Here is an 18,085-nt window from a genome sequence, read left to right as displayed (position 1 = left end):
AAGTGCAAGCAAACCATCAAGGCACTTGCACCAACTTGGTGATGTCACTTGAACCCGCACCGCCCATCGCCGGCGCGGAGCCGCGTCAGCCGCCACCTGCCTCCACCGGCGGCATAGTCGGGTGATAGTCCGGATAGGCCGGGTCGGGATAGCTCGGCGCCGGGTGCGCCTTGAGTTGCTGCATCAGCACCTCGACTGCCTTTTCCAATTGCGGATCATGGCCCTGGCGGATCAGCTCCGGGTCCTGCCAGACCTCGATATCCGGCGCGATGCCGTGGTTCTCCACTTCCCACTGGCCATGCAGGCCGAAGATCGCCCAGCGTGGCGCGGTGACGCGGCCGCCATCGAGCAGGGGTGGATAGCCGCCGATGCCGACCAGGCCACCCCAGGTGCGCTCGCCGATCAACGGGCCGACCTCGCTGCGCTTGAAGTACCACGGCAATGCGTCGCCACCGGAGCCGGAGAACTGGTTGATCAGCATCGCCTTGGGACCATAGATCGCCTGGGTCGGCTCGGTATAGGTCTCGCCCTCGCGGGTCATCACCCGGCTCATCGGCTTGCGCTGCAGCGCGTCGACAATGTAATCGGCAAGCTGGCCGCCATGGTTGTAGCGCTCGTCGATGAGTGCGCCGTGCTTGTCGGTCTGCGCGAAGTAGTAGCGGTTGAAGTTGCGGAAGCCACCCTCGGCGGTGTCCGGCAGATACACGTAGGCCAGCTGGCCATCGCTGAGTCGATCGACCTCCCTGCGGTTGTGTTCGATCCAGTCGAGATGACGCAAGCCGAACTCGCTCTTGACCGGCACCACGGTGACATTGCGCGCCCCGCTGCCGTCGGCATGCGGGCCGACCCGCAACACCACCTGCTTGCCGACGGTCTGCTGGAAGAAGCCATAGAGGTTGTCGCCGGCATGCAGGAGCTGGCCATTGACCGCGAGCAGGTATTCGCCGGCCTGCACGTTCACGCCGGGCTGGGTCAGCGGCGCATGCAGGTCCGGATTCCAGTTCTCGCCGCTGTACACATGGCTGAAGCGATAGCGGTCGTGATCCACACTGTAGTCGGCGCCGAGCAGACCGACATCGATTTTCGCGATCTCGGGCATGGCGCCGCCACGCACGAACATGTGCCCGACCGACATGTAAGCCAGCATGCGCCGGAACAGCACGTTGAGATCCTCGCGGCTGCCGACGCCGGCCAGGTAGGGGCGGAAGCGCTGTTCGGCAGCGAGCAGATCCAGGCCGTGATGATGCGGGTCGTAGAAGAAGTCGCGCTCGATCCGCCAGACCTCGTTGTACATCTGCGCCCACTCCTGGCGCGGCACCACCTGCACTTCCATCCCGCCGGTCTTGAGCTCGCCGTCGCCCTTCTTGACCGGCTTGCCGGCGTCGGTGATGAACCAGTCATCGCCGCTCTGGTAGAGCAGCTTGTTGCCATCATCGGACAGCGCGAACTGCTTGACGTCCTCGGCCAGTTTGTCGGTCTTGCGCTGGTCCAGCTCGAAACGCTGCAGGGTGCTGGCGGCGTCCTCGCCCGGCACCTGCGGCGCCTGCAGCAGGTACAGCACGCCGCTCTTGCCGGCGACCATGCCGACATAATTGGCCGCCTCGATCGGCAGCGCCAGGGTGCGCTGGGCCAGGCCGTCGAAGTCGATGTCGACCATCGACTTGTCCGGCGCTGGCGGCTTGCCCTCGTTCTTGTGGCTGTCTTCCGCGGCCGGGCCCTTGTCCTCGTCGCTTTGCGGTTGCAGTGGCGACGGCAGATCCTTGCGCAGCACCGCCACGTAGACACTGCGGGTGACCGGATGCGCCTCGCTGGTCATGTCCAGCCAGCCCGGGCTGAGGCCCTCGTCGGTGCTCGCGGTGTAATACAGGTACTTGCCGTTGCGATCGAACACCGGATACAGGCAATCGCTCATGCCGTCGGTGACCTGTGTGGCCTGGTGCGTGGCCAGCGCATACACGAACACCGCACGCAGATGGTTCGGTAGCTGCTTGGTATAGGTCAGCCAGCGGCCGTCCGGCGACCAGCTGACGTCGAACTCGTGCAGCGGCGTGTCGAAGCGATCGGTGTCGACCTTCACCGGCGTCGGATGCTCGAGATCGACATACCAGAGGTTCAGCCGCTTGTCGCTGTAGGCAATGCGCTTGCCGTCGGGCGACCATACCGGGCTGTAGAAGAACGATGGCGGCTGGCCCAGGTTGATCCGGCGTGGCTGGCCCAGGCCATCCTGGCTGCGGATGGTGAGCGCGTATTCGCCACCGGCGTCGGAGAAATAGGCGATCGACTTGCCGTCCGGCGACCATGCCGGATCCCGCTCGGCGGCATTGGAGGTGTTGGTGATGTTGCGGATGTCACCCTTGTCGGCGGGTACGGTGAGGATCTCGCCATGTGCCTCGAACACGGCGCGGGCGCCGGTTGGCGAGATGCCGGCATGCTGGATCTGTTTGGCCACCTTCTCGAAGTGCGGCACCGTCTGCGGCAGCGGCCCGTCGACGCGCACCGGCACGCGCTGGTCATGTCCGCTGGCCACGTCGTACAGGTGCAGCACGCCCATCTGGCTGTAGACGATCGTGCCATCGGCCGCCGCCGCGCCGTCGATCGGAAAGCCGTGGTTGTCGATCAGCCGGGTCAGCTTGCCGCTGCCGACTGCGTAGGCATACAGCGTGGCCGGACCATCGCGATCGGACAGGAAATAGACCGTATCGCCCATCCACATCGGGTCGCTGTCGTTGGCGTTCGCGTGCGGCAGCTTGACGATGCTGGAATCGGACAAGCGCGCAATCCAGATCCGGGTGGTCTGGCCGCCGTGATAGTCGCGCCAGTCCGGCTCCCACTGGCCGATCGGGTTGTAGGCGATGTGCGATCCATCCGGCGAGAACGAACCCTGCTCGGCCATCGACAACGGCAGCGCGGTCGGCAGGCCACCCGTCATGGGCATTACATACAACTGGTAGGAATCATTGGTGGCGTGGCGGTGCGAGCGGATCAGCACGCCCTTGCCATCCGGCGTCCAGCCCACCGCGGCATCGTGGTCCGGATGCCAGGTCAGGCGGGTCGGCTGGCCGCCGCCGGCCGGCACCACGAACACGTCGTCGTTGCCGTTGACGTTGGCCGTGTAGGCAATGCGGTTGCCATCCGGCGAAAACACCGGCGCGCTGGCCGTGCCCTGGCCGCCCACCAGCAGCGTGGCGTCGCCACCGGCGCGCGGCACCGTCCAGATTTCACCGCCGTACGCGAACGCGATGCGATCCGCCGAGAGCGTCGGTGACTGCAGCAGCGGGGGCGCAGGCGACGCGTCTGCCGCCGCGCCGAACAGGATTGCAATTGCCGCCGCGCGGCCGAGCCAGCCCATCGTCGCCTTGTGCATGACGCCCCCTGAAGATGCATGGAAGCCGCAGCTTAGGTCGTGGCATCCGTACGGCGCCATAGGCCATCGGTATGATCCCGCGGCCACACATGCAGCTCTGTTCCACTTCCGCATTTCGTCCGGTCACGGGTCCGCGCCACCGGCGCGGACCCGTTGGAGCTCATGGCTCGTACGCTGCCTCGCCATGGCTGGTGATGTCGAGACCTTGCAGTTCGCTCTCTTCGTCGACACGCAGGCCACCGAACAGTGCGCGGACGATCAGGTAGGCGAGCAGCGAGACCACACCGCTCCAGACCAGGGTGACCAACACGCCCAGGCCCTGCACGCCCAACTGGTGCAGCATGGAGAAATCGGCCGTGCCGGTGCCACCCAGCACGGGCGCGGTGAATAGGCCGGTGAGCAGGGCGCCGGCGATACCACCGATGCCGTGCACGCCAAACACATCCAGCGCATCGTCCGCCTTCAGCAACCGCTTCAATCCGCTGACACCCCAGAAGCAGACCAGGCTGGCGATGGCGCCAATGACAATCGAGCCCATCGGCCCGACCGTACCGCAGGCCGGAGTGATCGCCACCAGGCCCGCCACCGCGCCGGATGCGCCGCCGAGCATCGACGGCTTGCCCCGGAACACGCGCTCGATCAGCAGCCAAGCCAGCACCGCCGCCGCCGTCGCGACCAGGGTGTTGATGAAGGCCAGCGCCGCGCCCGCGTTCGCCTCGAGATTGGAGCCCGCATTGAAGCCGAACCAGCCGACCCAGAGCAGCGACGCGCCGATCATGGTGAAGGTGAGGTTGTGCGGCCGCATCGCCTCGCGGCCGAGACCCTGGCGCGGCCCGAGCAGGTAGGCGCCGACCAGGCCGGCGATGCCGGCGTTGATGTGCACCACCGTACCGCCGGCGAAATCGAGCGCGCCCCGGGTCAGCATGAAACCGCCCGGGCCCCACACCATGTGCGCGATCGGTATGTAGGCGAAGGTGAACCAGAGCGCGGTGAACAGCAGCACCGCGCCGAACTTCATGCGCTCGGCCAGCGAGCCGACGATCAGTGTGCCGGTAATGCCGGCAAAGGTCGCCTGGAACACGACGAAGACAAACTCGGGCAGCTTCACCGTGCTGGTGAAGGTATTCGACAACGAGGTCGTGGTGACTCCGCGCAGGAACAGCTTGCCGGCATTGCCGATGAACGGGTTGCCGGCGTTGAAGGCGAAGCTGTAGCCGTAGATCACCCAAAGCACCGTGATCATCGAGAACACCGTCAGCACCTGCATCAGCACCGACAGCACGTTCTTCGAGCGCACCAGACCGCCGTAGAACAGCGCGACACCGGGTACGGTCATCATCAGCACCAGCAGGGTCGAGGTGAGCATCCAGGCCTCGTCGCCCTTGTCGACCACCGGCGCCGCGGCAGCCGCCTCGGCATGCGCCGTCGGGGCCAGCAGCAACAGACCGAATATCATCAGCGGCGGCAACCACGCGGGCAAGCCTCGCAGTTGGCGGAACAGCGAAAAGTCTTTCATGGAAACCTCGCAGGACAGGAGTTAGAGGGCGTCGGCGTCGAGTTCGCCGGTACGGATGCGGATGACCTGGTCCACCGTGCTGACGAAGATCTTGCCGTCGCCGACGGAGCCGGTTTTCGCCGCCTGCTGCACGGCCTCCAGCGTGGTGTCGAGCTGGCTGTCTTCCACGACGATCTCGAGTTTCAGCTTGGGCAGGAAGTCGACGACGTACTCCGCGCCGCGGTACAGCTCGGTGTGTCCCTTCTGGCGGCCGAAGCCGCGCACCTCGCTTACCGTGATGCCGCTGACGCCGGCGGCGGTCAGGGCGTCACGCACTTCGTCCAGCTTGTAAGGCCGGATGATGCAACTGATCAGTTTCATGCACGTCTCCAGGAATTGTTGGCATCGCGACGGCGCTCCGCCGCGGGGGCAAATGCCGGTTCAGAACGCCTTGCTCAGGCTCAGCACGCCGGTGGCACGGCCGACGAAATGGCCGTACGCGTTGGTGTAGGCGGTGCGTTTGGCATTGGTGTCGTAGTAGCCGAGCGCAACCGAATAGCCATGGCTGAAGGCCCGGGTCACGCCCAGCTTCCAGTCGGTGTAGGAAAAGCCCGGCGTGTTGGCCACGTGCTGGTGCCCCACATGCGTGTTGAGGGTCCAGCCGGGCGTGAACTCGACGTTCCAGGACAGGTCGAGGTAGCCGCTGTGCCTGCTGTCGGGGAAGCCGAACAGGTTGGTGAACGAGTGCGAGTACTTCAGCGACAGCGTCTTGTATGCCAGCGAGACATAGCCTTCGGTGGTGTACGGCCGGGTGAAACCGGCGGGATAGTCGCCGGGGTAGTAGTACTCGTACAGCCCGACGTCGTAGCTCCAGCCGCCGCTGAAGCTGCCCCGATAGCCGGTGTAGAGATCGACCTCGAGACTGCTGGAAAGCGGCGCCGTCGAAGTCGAGGTATCCGACAACCAGCTGATGTTGCTGCCCCATGCGCCGACGTACCAGCCACTGGCATGGTCGTACTCGATGCCCGGCTGCACCGCCGGCTTTTGATTGGTTTGCGAAAGGCCGCGAAACAGGTAGTCGTTGACCACCGCCACGCTGCCATTGGTACTGCTGGCGGCTTCCGCTGCCCACGCGGCCTGGCCAGCCAGCACGGCCAGCACGGCCACACCGGTACACACTCCCCTTATCGTCCGTCGCTTCATCGATCTGCCCCCTCATTCCACGGTGGCGCGGGATCCATCGATGCCTTTCCTTGTGCATGGCACCAGGCACCGGAGCAACGCCGCGATGCGTTGCCCTGCCTGGTACACAGCAAGTGGCGTGCCGGCGGCGAAAACGCCGTTTTACCGCATTGCAGCAACAACGCGGGGAGGGATTCGAAGGCGACTTGCGCCAAACCGGGGATGTCCAAGCCCCTTCGCGGTGCAACGGCGCGGTACCCGGTGTCACCCTCACTCGCACCGGTCCGGGCCATACCCCGGGTCATGTGCGCCGCGCCCCGGTTCGCGGCCGCGCGGCCGCGGATGGCCCGGCCAAAACCCACGTAAACTGTGCCGCCAGCCGGAGCCGTCGCCCCGGCTCATCCCGTTCGTCCCTCCGGAACCATCCCGTGACCGATCTGCTTCATGTCATCCTGCTGGGCATCATCGAAGGCATCACCGAGTTCCTGCCGATCTCCAGTACCGGCCACCTGCTGATCGCCGAGAAGTTCGGGCTCGGTGCGCGTTCGGACCTGTTCAACATCGGCATCCAGGCCGGCGCGATCCTCGCGGTCACGCTGATCTACTGGAAGCGGATCTGGCAGTTGCTGACGCAATGGCGCGACCCCGCCAATCGCGACTATCTGCTGAAACTGGTCACGGCCTTCCTGATCACCGCCGTGCTTGGCTTCATCGCGGTGAAGCTCGGCTTCAAGCTGCCGGAGAAAGTGACCCCGATCGCGTGGGCGCTGGTGATCGGCGGGTTCTGGATGATCGGCGCCGAACTCCTCGCCGCGCGCCAGCCCGAGCGCAGTGAAGTCACCTGGAAAGTGGCGGTCCTGGTCGGTATCGCGCAGATGGTGGCCGGTATCTTCCCGGGCACTTCACGCTCGGCGGCAACCATCTTCACCGCGATGCTGTTCGGCACCAGCAACCGCGCGGCGGCGACCGAGTTCGCGTTCCTGGTCGGCATCCCGACGATGTATGCGGCCACCGGCTACGAGCTGCTCAAGGTGGTCAAGGACGGCGGCGCGGCGCACGAGGACTGGACCGCGCTCATCGTAGGTTTCGCGGTGTCGGCGATCGTCGCGTTCATCGCGGTGAAGTGGCTGCTCGGCTATATCCGTACTCACACCTTCACCCCGTTTGCGATCTACCGCATCGCCTTCGGCGCGGCCTTGCTGATATGGCTGCCGCACGGCGGCTGAGCCACCCGTGTTGCGCATGCTGAGCCGTGGTTGATGCGGTGTCGCCACTGCACGCCCTGATCGAGGCGCTGGAGCACGATGCCGGCTTGCGCCAGCCGCAGTCTCTGCGCCAGCGACTGGATGCGCTCGACCGGCTCGACCGGCTCGCATCGACCGGCTCCGGGCTGGGACACGTGCCGCTGCTGGCATCGATCTGCACGGGCGCCGCGGCGATCGGCATCGAGCGCGAACCCGAGTATGTGGCCTGCGCGCGGGCAGGCGCCCACGCCTTGCAACTGTCGAACGTGCAATTCCACTGTCAGGATGCGCGCGCGGCCGACCTTGCACCGGCCACGCTGCTCTATCTCTACACGCCGTTCGTCGGCGCCGTGTTGCGCGACATGCTCGAGATCCTGCGTCGGCGCGGCGCCGGGCGCAGCATCCGCATTGCGGCGCTTGGCCCGTGCGTTGCCGTGCTGGCCGCCCAGGACTGGCTGCTTGCGGAGGGCACGCCGGCACCGGATCGGATCACGCTGTTCCGCCCGCGCCGCTGCTGATGGCGCTCAGGCCGCGACCGGCACGGACTCCTCGCGCGGCGCCTCGACGGCCGGCATGGATGGCCGCTTGAGACTGTTCGGCTCGTTGGTGCGTTCGAACAACTCGCGCACCCACTCGATGAACGCCTGTATGCGCGCGGACAGATGCCGGCGCTGCGGATAGACGATCCATACCGGCTTGCCGGTCGAGCGCGTGTCGGTCATCACCAGTTCCAGCATGCCCTTGTCCAGCATGCACGCGGCCAGCATGCGCGGCACCTGGGTGATGCCCAGGCCGGCGGCCACGGCCTGCAGCACCGACTCGCCGTCGTTGATCAGCATGTGCGCATCGATGTCCACGCTCACCTGGCCTCCCGGGGTATCGAACTGCCATTGCCGCGGGCGGCCGTTCGGATAGACGTAGTTGATGCAGCGGTGCTGCCTGAGATCCTCGATGCTCTGCGGCGCGCCGTAACGGCGCAGGTAATCGGGCGAGGCGCAGACCACGTTGCGCAGGTAGCCGATCTTGCGCGCGATCAGGCTGGAATCCTCCAGCTGGCCGACGCGGATCGCGCAATCCAGCCCTTCGCCATTGAGATCCATCGGCGTGTCGCTCATCGACAGCTCCAGCCGGATGTCCGGATAGCGCTGCTCGAATTCGGTCAGCCGGGGGATCACCGCGGCGCGACCCACCGACAGTGAGATGCCCACGCGCAGCTTGCCGGTCGGCTTGCTGTTGGCGAAGTTGAGCGCCTCGGTGGCCTCGGCCAGGTCGGCGAGGATCTCCTTGCAGCGGGCATGGAACGAGGCGCCCTCGTCGGTGAGCCGCAGCGAGCGGGTGGAACGGAACAGCAGGCGCGCGCCGAGCTGGGTTTCCAGCCGCGCCACCGCACGGCTGACGCCGGACGGGGTCATGCCCAGTTGGGCGGCGGCGGCGGCGAAACTCTTGGCCTCGACCACGCGGACGAAGGTCGAAATGGCGGAAAAGTCTTCCATTGTTTCAATTCCTCGTCGATTCGTGACTGTGGCGCACGAGTGTAATGCGCAGGAAACGGATTTTCTATACCGCGAAGTACACCTATTCTCTCGACCCTTCGCCGGGGATGTGCGCCCGGCAACCAAAGGTGTTGGGAGCGCAAGATGAAAAAACAATGGATGCTGGCCCCGCTGATTGCTGCCGGAGTACTGGGCAGCTGGGTGCTGCTGCACGGTAACAACAGCCACGCGCAAAGCCCCGCCGGCGGCCCGCCACCCGAAGTCACCGTGGCCCAGGCGCTGACCCGCCAGGTCAGCGACAGCGCCGAGTTCACCGGCCGCGTGCAGGCGGTCAACACAGTGCAGGTACAGCCGCGCGTCGGCGGTTTCGTGGAGTCGGTGCATTTCCAGGAAGGCGCGCTGGTGCACAAGGGCGACGTGCTGTTCCAGCTCGATGCGCGCCCCTATCAGGCCGAGGTCGACCGGCTGGCCGCGAACCAGGCGCAGGCGAAAGCCGAACTGAGCCTGGCCTGGACCAACCAGCGCCGTGCCGCGATGTTGCTGGCCCAGCATGCGATCGCCAAGCAGGAGGCCGATCGCCAGGACACCGCCGCGCAAAGTGCGCAGGCGCAGCTCGCCGCCGCCAGCGCGGCGCTGGCCGCGGCGCGCCTCAACCTGGATTTCACCACCGTGCGCTCGCCGATCGACGGTCGCGTCAGCAACGCCCGGGTCACTCCCGGCAACCTGGTCACCAGCAGCGACGTGCTGACCAGCGTGGTCTCGGTGAACCCGGTGTACGTCTACTTCGACGTGGACGAACAGACCTGGCTGAAGCTCGACCACCTGCGCGCCGATGCGAAGCAGGCCGGCAGCAGCGCACGGATCGAGGCGTCGATGGGACTCGCCGACGAATCGGGCCATCCGCACCAGGGCCGCCTCGACTTCGTCGACAACCAGTTGCACACCGGCTCCGGCACGATCCGCCTGCGCGCGGTGTTCGACAACGCCGACGGGCTGTACACCCCCGGGCTGTACGCCCGCGTGCAGCTGCAGAGCGGCCAGGCGCGGCCGCGCGTGCTGGTCGACGACCGCGCGATCGGCACCGATCTGGGCAATCAGTTCGTCTATGTGGTCGACAAGGAGCACAAGGTGCAATACCGCAAGGTGGACACCGGCCCCTTGTTCCACGGCTTGCGCGTGATCGACAGCGGCCTGCAGGCGAACGACCTGGTGGTGGTGAACGGCCTGCAGCGCGTGCGCCCCGGAGTCGAGGTGAATCCGCAGAAGGTGGCGATGAGCTACCGCCTGGACACGACCGACAAGCGACTGGTCGAGAACGGCGATGCGCCGGAGGTCGACAAGCGCACGACGCAGACTGCGCATGAGCGCGACGCAAAGCCTGCCATTGCGTCCCTCTCCCTTCGGGAGAGGGTGCCGACAGGCGGGTGAGGGTGCGACCGGAGCGCGACGTCGCACTACGCCGAACCCTCATCCGCCCTGGGGGCACCTTCTCACCCGCAAGGGGACTCCCTCAGGTCGCCAACGGGAGAAGGAAAAGCCCGCGTGACCACAAGGTAAACCCATGAAAAACATCGCCCAATTCTTCGTCGACCGGCCGATCATGGCCGCCGTGCTGTCGCTGCTGTTCGTGATCACCGGTTCGATCGCGGTGTTCAAGCTGCCGATCAGCGAATACCCGGAAGTGGTGCCGCCCACCGTGGTGGTACACGCCAGCTATCCTGGTGCCAACCCCAAGGTGATCGGCGAAACCGTCGCCACGCCGCTGGAGGAACAGATCAACGGCGTCGAAGGCATGCTGTACACCTCGTCGCAGGCGACCAGCGACGGCGCGCTTACCCTCACCGTGACGTTCGCGCTCGGCACCGATCTCGACACCGCCCAGGTCGACGTGCAGAACCGTGTGGCGCAGGCGTTGCCCAAGCTTCCGGAGGAAGTGCAGCGGCTCGGCGTGACCACGCAGAAGAGCTCGCCCGACCTCACGATGGTGGTGCATCTGACCTCGCCGGATCAGCGCTACAACATGCTGTACCTGTCGAACTACGCGCGCCTGCACGTGAAGGACGTGCTGGGGCGGCTCGACGGCGTCGGCGACGTGCAGATCTTCGGCGCCGGCGAATACTCGATGCGCGTGTGGCTGGATCCGCAGAAACTGGCGCAGCGCTCGCTCACCACCGGCGACGTGATCAACGCGATCCGCGAGCAGAACGTGCAGGTCGCCGCCGGTGCGCTGAACGCGCCACCCGGTCCGACCAACTCGGCGTTCCAGCTCAACATCAACACCCGCGGCCGGCTGGTCAGCGCGGACGACTTCCGCAACATCATCGTGCGCACCGACGCGAATGGCGGTGTGACGCATCTCAGCGACGTGGCCAAGGTCGACCTGGGCTCGAACAACTACGCGCTGCGCAGCCTGCTCGACAACAAGCCGGCGGTGGCGCTGCCGATCTTCGCGCGGCCTGGCTCCAATGCGATCCAGATCTCCGACGAAGTGCGCGCCACCATGGCGCAGCTGAAGAAGGATTTCCCGCAGGGCGTGGATTACTCCATCGTCTACGACCCGACCGTGTTCGTGCGCGGCTCGATCGAGGCGGTGGCGCACACGCTGCTGGAAGCGATCCTGCTGGTGGTGCTGGTGGTGATCCTGTTCCTGCAGACCTGGCGCGCCTCGATCATTCCGCTGGTGGCGGTGCCGGTATCGCTGATCGGCACGTTCGCGGTGATGTACCTGGCCGGTTTCTCGCTCAACGCGCTGTCGTTGTTTGGACTGGTGCTGGCGATCGGCATCGTGGTCGATGACGCGATCGTGGTGGTGGAGAACGTGGAACGGCACATCGAACTCGGCCAGTCGCCGCGCGAAGCCACGCGCAAGGCGATGCACGAAGTCACCGGCCCGATCGTGGCCACCGCGCTGGTGCTGTGCGCGGTGTTCATCCCGACCGCCTTCGTCAGCGGCCTCACCGGTCAGTTCTATCGCCAGTTCGCGCTGACCATCGCGATCTCCACGGTGATCTCCGCATTCAACTCGCTGACCCTGAGCCCGGCGCTTGCCGCGGTGTTGCTGAAGGGTCACGACGCGCCGAAGGATCGCCTCACGGTGTGGATCGACCGCGCATTCGGCTGGCTGTTCCGCCCGTTCAATCGCGTCTTCCATCGCGGCTCGGAGCGCTACGTGGGCGGCGTCAAGCGCATCGTCGGCAAGGGCAAGCTGGCGCTGGTGGTGTACGCCGGCCTGATCGCGCTGACCTGGTTCGGCTTCTCGCACGTGCCGACCGGCTTCGTGCCCAGTCAGGACAAGCAGTACCTGGTGGCCTTCGCGCAGTTGCCCGATGCTGCGTCGCTCGATCGCTCCGAGAACGTGATCGAGCGGATGAGTGCGATTGCGCTGAAGCAGCCGGGCGTGGAACATGCGGTCGCGTTTCCCGGCCTGTCGATCAACGGCTTCACCAACTCGACCAACTCCGGCATCGTGTTCGTCACGCTGAAGCCGTTCGAGGAACGGCGCAGCGCGGATCTGTCGGCCGGCGCGATTGCCGGCGCGCTGAACCAGAAGTTCGGCGCGATCCAGGACGCGTACATCGCGGTGTTCCCGCCGCCGCCGGTGATGGGCCTGGGCACGATCGGCGGTTTCCGCATGCAGATCGAGGATCGCAGCGACCGTGGCTTCGACGAGCTGTACAAGCAGACGCAGAACCTGATCGCCGCCAGCCGCAAGGACCCGGCACTGGCCGGGCTGTTCTCCAGCTTCCAGGTAGCGGTGCCGCAAGTCGATGCCGACGTGGATCGCGAGAAGGCCAAGGCCGAAGGCGTGAATCTGGGCGACGTGTACCAGACCATGCAGGCCTACATGGGCTCGCTCTACGTCAACGACTTCAACCGTTTTGGTCGCACCTACCAGGTCAATGTTTCGGCCGACCCGGCGTTCCGCCACACGCCGCAGGACATCCTGCAGCTGAAGACGCGCAACGCGCAGGGGCAGATGGTGCCGCTGGGTTCGTTCGTCACCGTGCAGCAGGGTGCCGGCCCGGATCGCGTGCAGCATTACAACGGCTACGCCACCGCCGAGATCAACGGCGGCCCGGCGCCGGGCTTCAGTTCCGGTCAGGCGCAGGCGGCGATGGAGAAGCTGGCGAAGGACAACCTGCCGAACGGCATCAGCTTCGAGTGGACCGAGCTGACCTACCAGCAGATCCTCGCCGGCAACACTGCGATCCTGGTGTTCCCGCTGTGCGTGCTGCTGGTGTTCCTGGTGCTGTCGTCGCTGTACGAAAGCTGGTCGCTGCCGCTGGCGGTGATCCTGATCGTGCCGATGGTGCTGCTGTCCGCGATCGCCGGCGTATGGCTGAGTGGTGGCGACAACAACATCTTCACCCAGATCGGATTGATCGTGCTGGTCGGGCTGGCGTGCAAGAACGCTATCCTGATCGTCGAGTTCGCCCGCGAACGCCAGCATGAAGGCATGAGCCGCCACGAAGCGGTGCTGGAAGCGGCGAAGCTGCGACTGCGCCCGATCCTGATGACCTCGTTCGCCTTCATCATGGGCGTAGTGCCGCTGGTCACCTCGCACGGTGCCGGTGCCGAGATGCGCCATGCGATGGGCGTGGCGGTGTTCTCCGGCATGCTTGGCGTGACCATCTTCGGGCTGATCTACACGCCGCTGTTCTATGTCCTGATCCGCGCCCTGGTCGAACGCCGTGAGGCGCGCGCGGCCGAACGCGCCGCCGCGCATGCGCTGCCGGCGCTGGAGAACCACTGATGAAAACCTTCATTCACAACACCGTGCAGGAAACCTCCGCTCGTCATTCCTGCGAAGGCAGGACAAAAGCGAGCCATGCGAGCGTTGAACAGCCGAAGGCTGGCCCCGCAGGGGCGAGCGCAGCGAGTCATCGCACCGCACGCACCAGCGGGCGATCAAATGCGATCCCGGCCTTCGCCGGGGTGACCGCCAAGAGCACCGGGATGACGACGAGAATTCTTCGAGCGTCGTTGCTGGCCGCCGCCCTCGCACTGGCCGGCTGCGCCAGCGTCGGACCGAACTACCACGCCGCGAAGATCGCCGCGCCGCAACTGCAGGGACTGGACGCCGCGCAGGAAAACAACGCGCAGTTCCAGGCCGCCTGGTGGAAACAGTTCAACGATCCCACGCTGGACGCGCTGATCCAGCGCGCCGCGGCGAACAACCTCGATCTGCGCATCGCGGTGGCGCGGCTGCACGAATCGCGCGCACTGCTCAGTGGCGCGAAGGCCGATCAGCTGCCGACGATCGACACCGACGTGAACTACACGCGCAGCCGCGGCCAGCAGCCGGGCTTCACCGATCAGCGCACCACCGTGACCACCTACCAGGCCGGCTTCGACGCGTCGTGGGAGCTGGACCTGTTCGGCGGCGTCCGCCGTTCGGTCGAGGCCAGCCGCGGCGATCTTGGTGCCAGCGAGGCCTCCCTGCGCAACGCCCAGGTCAGCCTGCTGGCCGAGGTGGCGCGCAACTACTTCGAATTGCGCGGCAGCCAGCTGCGACTGGATATCGCCCGGCGCGACATCGAGAACCAGCGCCAGACCGTGCACCTCACCGAGGTGCGCCAGCAGCTCGGAGCGGGCTCCGAGCAGGACGTGGCCAGCGCCATGGCACGTCTCGCCGCGGTGCAGGCGCAATTGCCGGTACTGCAAACTGCGGTGAGCGCATCCGAATTCCGTCTGGCCGTGCTGCTGGGCCAGCGACCGGGCGAACTGGACGTCGACCTGTCGCCGAAGGACTTCAAGCCGATTGCGGTGAACCTGCCGCTCGGCGCGGCCGGCGATGTGCTGGCACGCCGTCCGGACGTCCAGATGGCCGAACGTGAATACGCCGCCGCCACCGCGCGCATCGGCGTGGCCAAGGCGGATTTCTTCCCGCACATCACCCTGGGCGGCTTCCTCGGTTTCCTGTCCGGACGCAGCAACGACTTCGGCAGCCCGTCGACGCGCGCCTGGTCGCTGATGCCCAGCATCAGCTGGCCCGGCCTCAACGTGCAGCGCGTGCGCGCCAACCTGCACGCCAGCGAGGCGCGTGCCGATGCGGCGCAGGCGAATTACCAGCAAACCGTGCTGCTGGCGATCGAGGACATCGACAACGCGGTCACCGGCTTCAACCAGCAACGCGTGCGCGTCGATCACCTGATCGAGCAGGAAACGCAGAGCCGGCGCGCCGCCGAGCTGGCGCGCGTGCGCTATCAGGAGGGCGAAACCGGCTTCCTCGAACTGCTCGACGCGCAGCGCACCCAGCTCGCCGCCGAGGACGACCTGGCCCAGGCCGAGGCGGCCATCGACACCCGCGCGGTGGCCCTGTACAAGTCGCTCGGTGGTGGCTGGCAGGCCTGCGGCGACGAGCACTGCAGCGCCGTGGCCAAGGCTGACCCCAGCGCCGCGCCATGAGCCGGCCGGCGCGGCGCTTGCCGGTGGCGATACCGGTCTACCGGGTCGCACTGGTCAGTGGTGCCAACCGCGGCCTCGGCTTCGAGGTGGCGCGCCAACTCAGCGAACGCGGCATGACCGTGCTGCTCGGCGCGCGCGATCTCGACAAGGGTCTGCATGCCGCCCGCAAACTCGCGGGCGCGCCCGGCGACGTGATCGCGGTGCAGCTCGACGTCACCCGGCAGGATCAGGTCGACACGCTGGTGCGCTGGATCGACGTCACCTATGGCCGGCTCGACGTGCTGGTCAACAATGCCGGCGCGTATTACGACCCGGGGGCGAACCCTGCCAGCACCGAGATCGCGTCGGTGCGCGAGGCGATGGATACCCATCTGTTTGGCAGCTGGCGGCTTTCCAGCGCGATGCTGCCGTTGATGCGCCGACATCGCTACGGCCGCATCGTCAACGTCTCCAGCGGTTGCGGCGCCAGCACCAGCGACAGTGGCAACTGCCCGGCCTATCGTGTCTCCAAGTCGGCGCTGAACACCTATACGCGCGCCCTGGCCCGCGAACTCGAGGGCAGCGGCATCCAGGTCAACGCGGTCTGCCCCGGCTGGGTCGCCACCGACATGGGCGGCCCGGGTGGCCGCCCGGTGGCCGAAGGCGCCGCCGGCATCGTCTGGGCGGCCTGCGTGCCCGAACCTGTCACCGGCGGCTTCTACCGCGATGGCCAGCGCATCGCCTGGTGAATGACGTCAACCGCGCGGACCCGGATTCCCCTGCCACGCCGAATCTTTCTGCAGCGCGTGCCAGCGGACGTCGATGCTCATCGAAATTGCCGGCGCGCACGGACCGACCGTGCGTACGCCACGCGATCAGCGCGACACGATCAGCGCGAACCACTCCCAACCGCGCACGCGCTCGCAGATCAGCTTGGTGCAGGTCAGCATCGGCACCGCCAGCAGCGCGCCGGGGATGCCCCACAACCAGCCCCACACCAGCAGCCACAGCAGGATCGCGATCGGACTCAGGCGCATGCTGCGACCCTGGATCAGCGGAGTGATCAGGTTGCCTTCCACGATGGTGATGCCGGCGAAGGTCAATGCGGGCAGGAACACGTCAAGGTTCGCGTTCTTCGCGTACAGCATCGACACGATCGCCAGCACGGCGGTGGTGAAGATCGCCCCGACATAGGGAATGAAGTTCGCGAACATCGCCACCGCGCCCCACAGCAGGGCATCGGGCACGTGATACAGCCACAGCATGCCGGCGGTGATCGTGCCGAGACTGGCGTTGATCACGAGTGCGGTGAGCAGGTAGCGCGACACCTCGGTCTGGAAGCCGCGCACGATGCTCACCGCGTGTCGCTTGTAGGCGAAGCTCGGCGTGAGCTCGACCAACCGTCGCAGCATGGTGTCGCCGTATACCAGGAAGAAAAACACCAGCAGCAACACGCTGAGTATCGCCGCCAGCACCTTCGGCGCGGTCGAAACCACGTCCCAGGCGGTGATCGATACCGAAGGCGTCGGCGCCGTGGCAACCCGCGACGTGCCGGTGACCAGGGTCTGGGTGGCGCGATTGGCCGCTTCCAGCGGCTTGGTCATGTCGCGGAACTTGGGTATGAAGCTGCGGATGGCCGCCGGCGCGCCGTGAAACCAGCCCAGCGCCGGCTGCGCCAGCATGCCGATGCCATTGCCGATGCCCACCACCAGGCCGATCATCAGCACGCTGGCGGTGAGCCAGCGCGGCAGGTGCAGCCGCCCACCGGCGGCCACCAGCGGATTCAGCGCGAGCCCGATGAAGGCGGCCAGCACCAGCGGGATCAGTAGCGCCTTGGTCAGCGTGACGGTGTACATCAAGGCCAGCAGCAGCATCGCGTCGAGCAGGATGCGAATCGCCCGCAGGTGCCGACGGGTGCCGCGCGCGCTGTGCAACCGTCGCGCCAGCGGCCGCGGCAGATTCGTGACCAGCAACGGATCGGCCGGCATCCTCGCGAGCATCGCCGCCGACGTGATGTCGCGGATGGACTCGTCCGGGTCGGGCGGCCGCTGCTCGACGTCGCTGCTCATGAAGATTCGCCAGCCTCCGCGCCCGTCGTGGCGGGATCGCTCCCGGCGGCATTCGCGCCCAGGCCCAGGGCAGCGAGCTCCGCCAGCAACCGCGTGCCATGGGTCACCGCTTCGGCCATGCCGCCACTGAGCAGCGAGACCAGGCCCGGCACGCGCAGCGGTTGCACGTTGAGCGTGCCCAATGCGAAACCCGCCCCGGCCGCGACACCCACGGTGGTCAATGGATACTCGCGCCCGCGAGCGAGCAGTGCACCGGCCGGCGTGCCCAGCTCCTGCCTCGCCGCCGCCACGCGCGCCCGGGCCTGGCGCACCCTGGTCACTTGCTCGAATACGCTCATCACCGATCCTCGCTGCGTGGGACATCGTCGTCGGGCGAGTGCGCCGCAGCCTCTTCGGCCCATTCGGCTTTGGCCCGGTGTCCGGTTTCACGCATCATCGCACTCCATTCGCCACGCGTCGCGGGCAGACTCATCCAGTGCATGCAGCGCCGGAACAGCATGATCGCGCCGAACAGGAACAGCGCCTCCAGCACGGCCAGCAACAGCAGCGCCCACACCCAGGAACCCAGCCACTTCGCCAGCAATACGCCAAGCAGGCCGAGCACGGTGAGGCCGAGGCCGACGCCGGCCACGGTGGCAGCCAGCCCCGCCAGCAGCATCCAGGAGATGGCACGGCGCGCCAGCCCCAGCTCGGCCGCCAACAGCTCCATCTGCGCGCCGAACAACTTCTTGATGGCACGACCGAGCTGGCCGATTTCGACCAGCAATCCAGACGATGACGGCGCCGGATCCGGCGCCGTCTCGCGGGTGGATTCACCCTCGCTGTGCATTCGCTGCCCCCTGACACGCCGG

The 18,085-nt window shown here is 66.7% G+C and carries 14 protein-coding genes; 6 read left to right on the top strand and 8 right to left on the bottom strand.

The features are described from left to right. Positions 1-85: 85 nt before the first annotated feature. The 4 genes from B0E47_RS01695 to B0E47_RS01680 all read right to left on the bottom strand — a co-directional run bounded on the left by B0E47_RS01695 (position 86) and on the right by B0E47_RS01680 (position 6,062). Complete coding sequence (locus tag B0E47_RS01695; RefSeq protein ID WP_217318879.1) at positions 86-3,364, bottom strand: S41 family peptidase; 3,279 nt, start codon at positions 3,362-3,364, stop codon at positions 86-88. Between the two features lie 160 nt (positions 3,365-3,524). Beyond that, positions 3,525-4,820, bottom strand: coding sequence for an ammonium transporter (locus B0E47_RS01690; RefSeq protein WP_254422766.1), 1,296 nt, complete (start codon positions 4,818-4,820; stop codon positions 3,525-3,527). Positions 4,821-4,901: 81 nt separating this feature from the next. Beyond that, entirely contained in the window at positions 4,902-5,240 is a 339-nt protein-coding gene (locus B0E47_RS01685) for a P-II family nitrogen regulator (RefSeq protein WP_077511863.1), read from the bottom strand. Positions 5,241-5,300: 60 nt separating this feature from the next. Continuing rightward, a complete protein-coding gene (locus B0E47_RS01680; protein WP_077511861.1) occupies positions 5,301-6,062 on the bottom strand; it encodes a TorF family putative porin in 762 nt (253 codons plus the stop codon). A 407-nt stretch (positions 6,063-6,469) separates the two neighbouring features. Between B0E47_RS01680 and B0E47_RS01675 the strand changes: the two genes are divergently transcribed. Together B0E47_RS01675 and B0E47_RS01670 are read left to right on the top strand one after the other, a co-directional pair. Beyond that, positions 6,470-7,267 carry an undecaprenyl-diphosphate phosphatase gene (locus tag B0E47_RS01675; protein WP_077511859.1) on the top strand — a complete coding sequence of 266 codons (798 nt, stop codon included), beginning with the start codon at positions 6,470-6,472 and terminating at the stop codon, positions 7,265-7,267. A gap of 38 nt (positions 7,268-7,305) precedes the next feature. After that, complete coding sequence (locus B0E47_RS01670) at positions 7,306-7,803, top strand: hypothetical protein (RefSeq protein WP_077511857.1); 498 nt, start codon at positions 7,306-7,308, stop codon at positions 7,801-7,803. 6 nt (positions 7,804-7,809) lie between these two features. Here B0E47_RS01670 and B0E47_RS01665 read toward each other — a convergent pair whose 3' ends face one another. Beyond that, positions 7,810-8,778, bottom strand: a complete 969-nt coding sequence (locus B0E47_RS01665) for a LysR family transcriptional regulator (protein ID WP_077511855.1) — start codon at positions 8,776-8,778, stop codon at positions 7,810-7,812. 144 nt (positions 8,779-8,922) lie between these two features. Between B0E47_RS01665 and B0E47_RS01660 the strand changes: the two genes are divergently transcribed. The 4 genes from B0E47_RS01660 (at position 8,923) to B0E47_RS01645 (ending at position 15,914) form a co-directional block, all read left to right on the top strand. Continuing rightward, on the top strand, positions 8,923-10,206 hold the full coding sequence (locus B0E47_RS01660; RefSeq protein WP_077511853.1) for an efflux RND transporter periplasmic adaptor subunit: 1,284 nt from the start codon (positions 8,923-8,925) through the stop codon (positions 10,204-10,206). A gap of 133 nt (positions 10,207-10,339) precedes the next feature. Next, positions 10,340-13,531: an efflux RND transporter permease subunit gene (locus B0E47_RS01655; RefSeq protein WP_077511851.1), complete on the top strand. Its 3,192-nt coding sequence runs from the start codon at positions 10,340-10,342 to the stop codon at positions 13,529-13,531. Positions 13,532-13,734: 203 nt separating this feature from the next. After that, complete coding sequence (locus B0E47_RS01650; protein ID WP_077511849.1) at positions 13,735-15,186, top strand: TolC family protein; 1,452 nt, start codon at positions 13,735-13,737, stop codon at positions 15,184-15,186. Continuing rightward, positions 15,183-15,914, top strand: coding sequence for an SDR family oxidoreductase (locus B0E47_RS01645; protein WP_077511847.1), 732 nt, complete (start codon positions 15,183-15,185; stop codon positions 15,912-15,914). The genes B0E47_RS01650 and B0E47_RS01645 overlap by 4 nt, the downstream gene beginning before the upstream one ends. Positions 15,915-16,040: 126 nt before the next feature. On the opposite strand, the gene B0E47_RS01640 is transcribed toward B0E47_RS01645, so the two are convergent. The 3 genes from B0E47_RS01640 to B0E47_RS01630 all read right to left on the bottom strand — a co-directional run bounded on the left by B0E47_RS01640 (position 16,041) and on the right by B0E47_RS01630 (position 18,063). Then, positions 16,041-17,153, bottom strand: a complete 1,113-nt coding sequence (locus B0E47_RS01640) for an AI-2E family transporter (protein ID WP_254422765.1) — start codon at positions 17,151-17,153, stop codon at positions 16,041-16,043. Between the two features lie 77 nt (positions 17,154-17,230). Beyond that, entirely contained in the window at positions 17,231-17,572 is a 342-nt protein-coding gene (locus B0E47_RS01635) for a hypothetical protein (protein ID WP_077511845.1), read from the bottom strand. Next, the gene (locus B0E47_RS01630; RefSeq protein WP_077511843.1) at positions 17,572-18,063 is read right to left on the bottom strand and encodes a hypothetical protein; all 492 of its coding nucleotides are present in this window, start codon (positions 18,061-18,063) and stop codon (positions 17,572-17,574) included. The genes B0E47_RS01635 and B0E47_RS01630 overlap by 1 nt, the downstream gene beginning before the upstream one ends. Positions 18,064-18,085: the final 22 nt, after the last annotated feature.

It is taken from the genome of Rhodanobacter sp. B05 (assembly GCF_002001085.1).
GTDB lineage: Bacteria > Pseudomonadota > Gammaproteobacteria > Xanthomonadales > Rhodanobacteraceae > Rhodanobacter.
Note: the sequence above shows the minus strand (reverse complement) of the source record. Positions and strands in the feature narration are given on the sequence as shown.

What these genes read in the sequence shown, in the direction of transcription:
- B0E47_RS01680 (WP_077511861.1), bottom strand. Translation starts at nt 6,062, where the DNA reads ATGAAGCGACGGACGATAAGGGGAGTGTGTACCGGTGTGGCCGTGCTG.
- B0E47_RS01690 (WP_254422766.1), bottom strand. Translation starts at nt 4,820, where the DNA reads ATGATATTCGGTCTGTTGCTGCTGGCCCCGACGGCGCATGCCGAGGCG.
- B0E47_RS01630 (WP_077511843.1), bottom strand. Translation starts at nt 18,063, where the DNA reads ATGCACAGCGAGGGTGAATCCACCCGCGAGACGGCGCCGGATCCGGCG.
- B0E47_RS01685 (WP_077511863.1), bottom strand. Translation starts at nt 5,240, where the DNA reads ATGAAACTGATCAGTTGCATCATCCGGCCTTACAAGCTGGACGAAGTG.
- B0E47_RS01645 (WP_077511847.1), top strand. Translation starts at nt 15,183, where the DNA reads ATGAGCCGGCCGGCGCGGCGCTTGCCGGTGGCGATACCGGTCTACCGG.
- B0E47_RS01660 (WP_077511853.1), top strand. Translation starts at nt 8,923, where the DNA reads ATGAAAAAACAATGGATGCTGGCCCCGCTGATTGCTGCCGGAGTACTG.
- B0E47_RS01640 (WP_254422765.1), bottom strand. Translation starts at nt 17,153, where the DNA reads ATGCCGGCCGATCCGTTGCTGGTCACGAATCTGCCGCGGCCGCTGGCG.
- B0E47_RS01650 (WP_077511849.1), top strand. Translation starts at nt 13,735, where the DNA reads ATGACGACGAGAATTCTTCGAGCGTCGTTGCTGGCCGCCGCCCTCGCA.
- B0E47_RS01635 (WP_077511845.1), bottom strand. Translation starts at nt 17,572, where the DNA reads ATGAGCGTATTCGAGCAAGTGACCAGGGTGCGCCAGGCCCGGGCGCGC.
- B0E47_RS01655 (WP_077511851.1), top strand. Translation starts at nt 10,340, where the DNA reads ATGAAAAACATCGCCCAATTCTTCGTCGACCGGCCGATCATGGCCGCC.
- B0E47_RS01695 (WP_217318879.1), bottom strand. Translation starts at nt 3,364, where the DNA reads ATGCACAAGGCGACGATGGGCTGGCTCGGCCGCGCGGCGGCAATTGCA.
- B0E47_RS01665 (WP_077511855.1), bottom strand. Translation starts at nt 8,778, where the DNA reads ATGGAAGACTTTTCCGCCATTTCGACCTTCGTCCGCGTGGTCGAGGCC.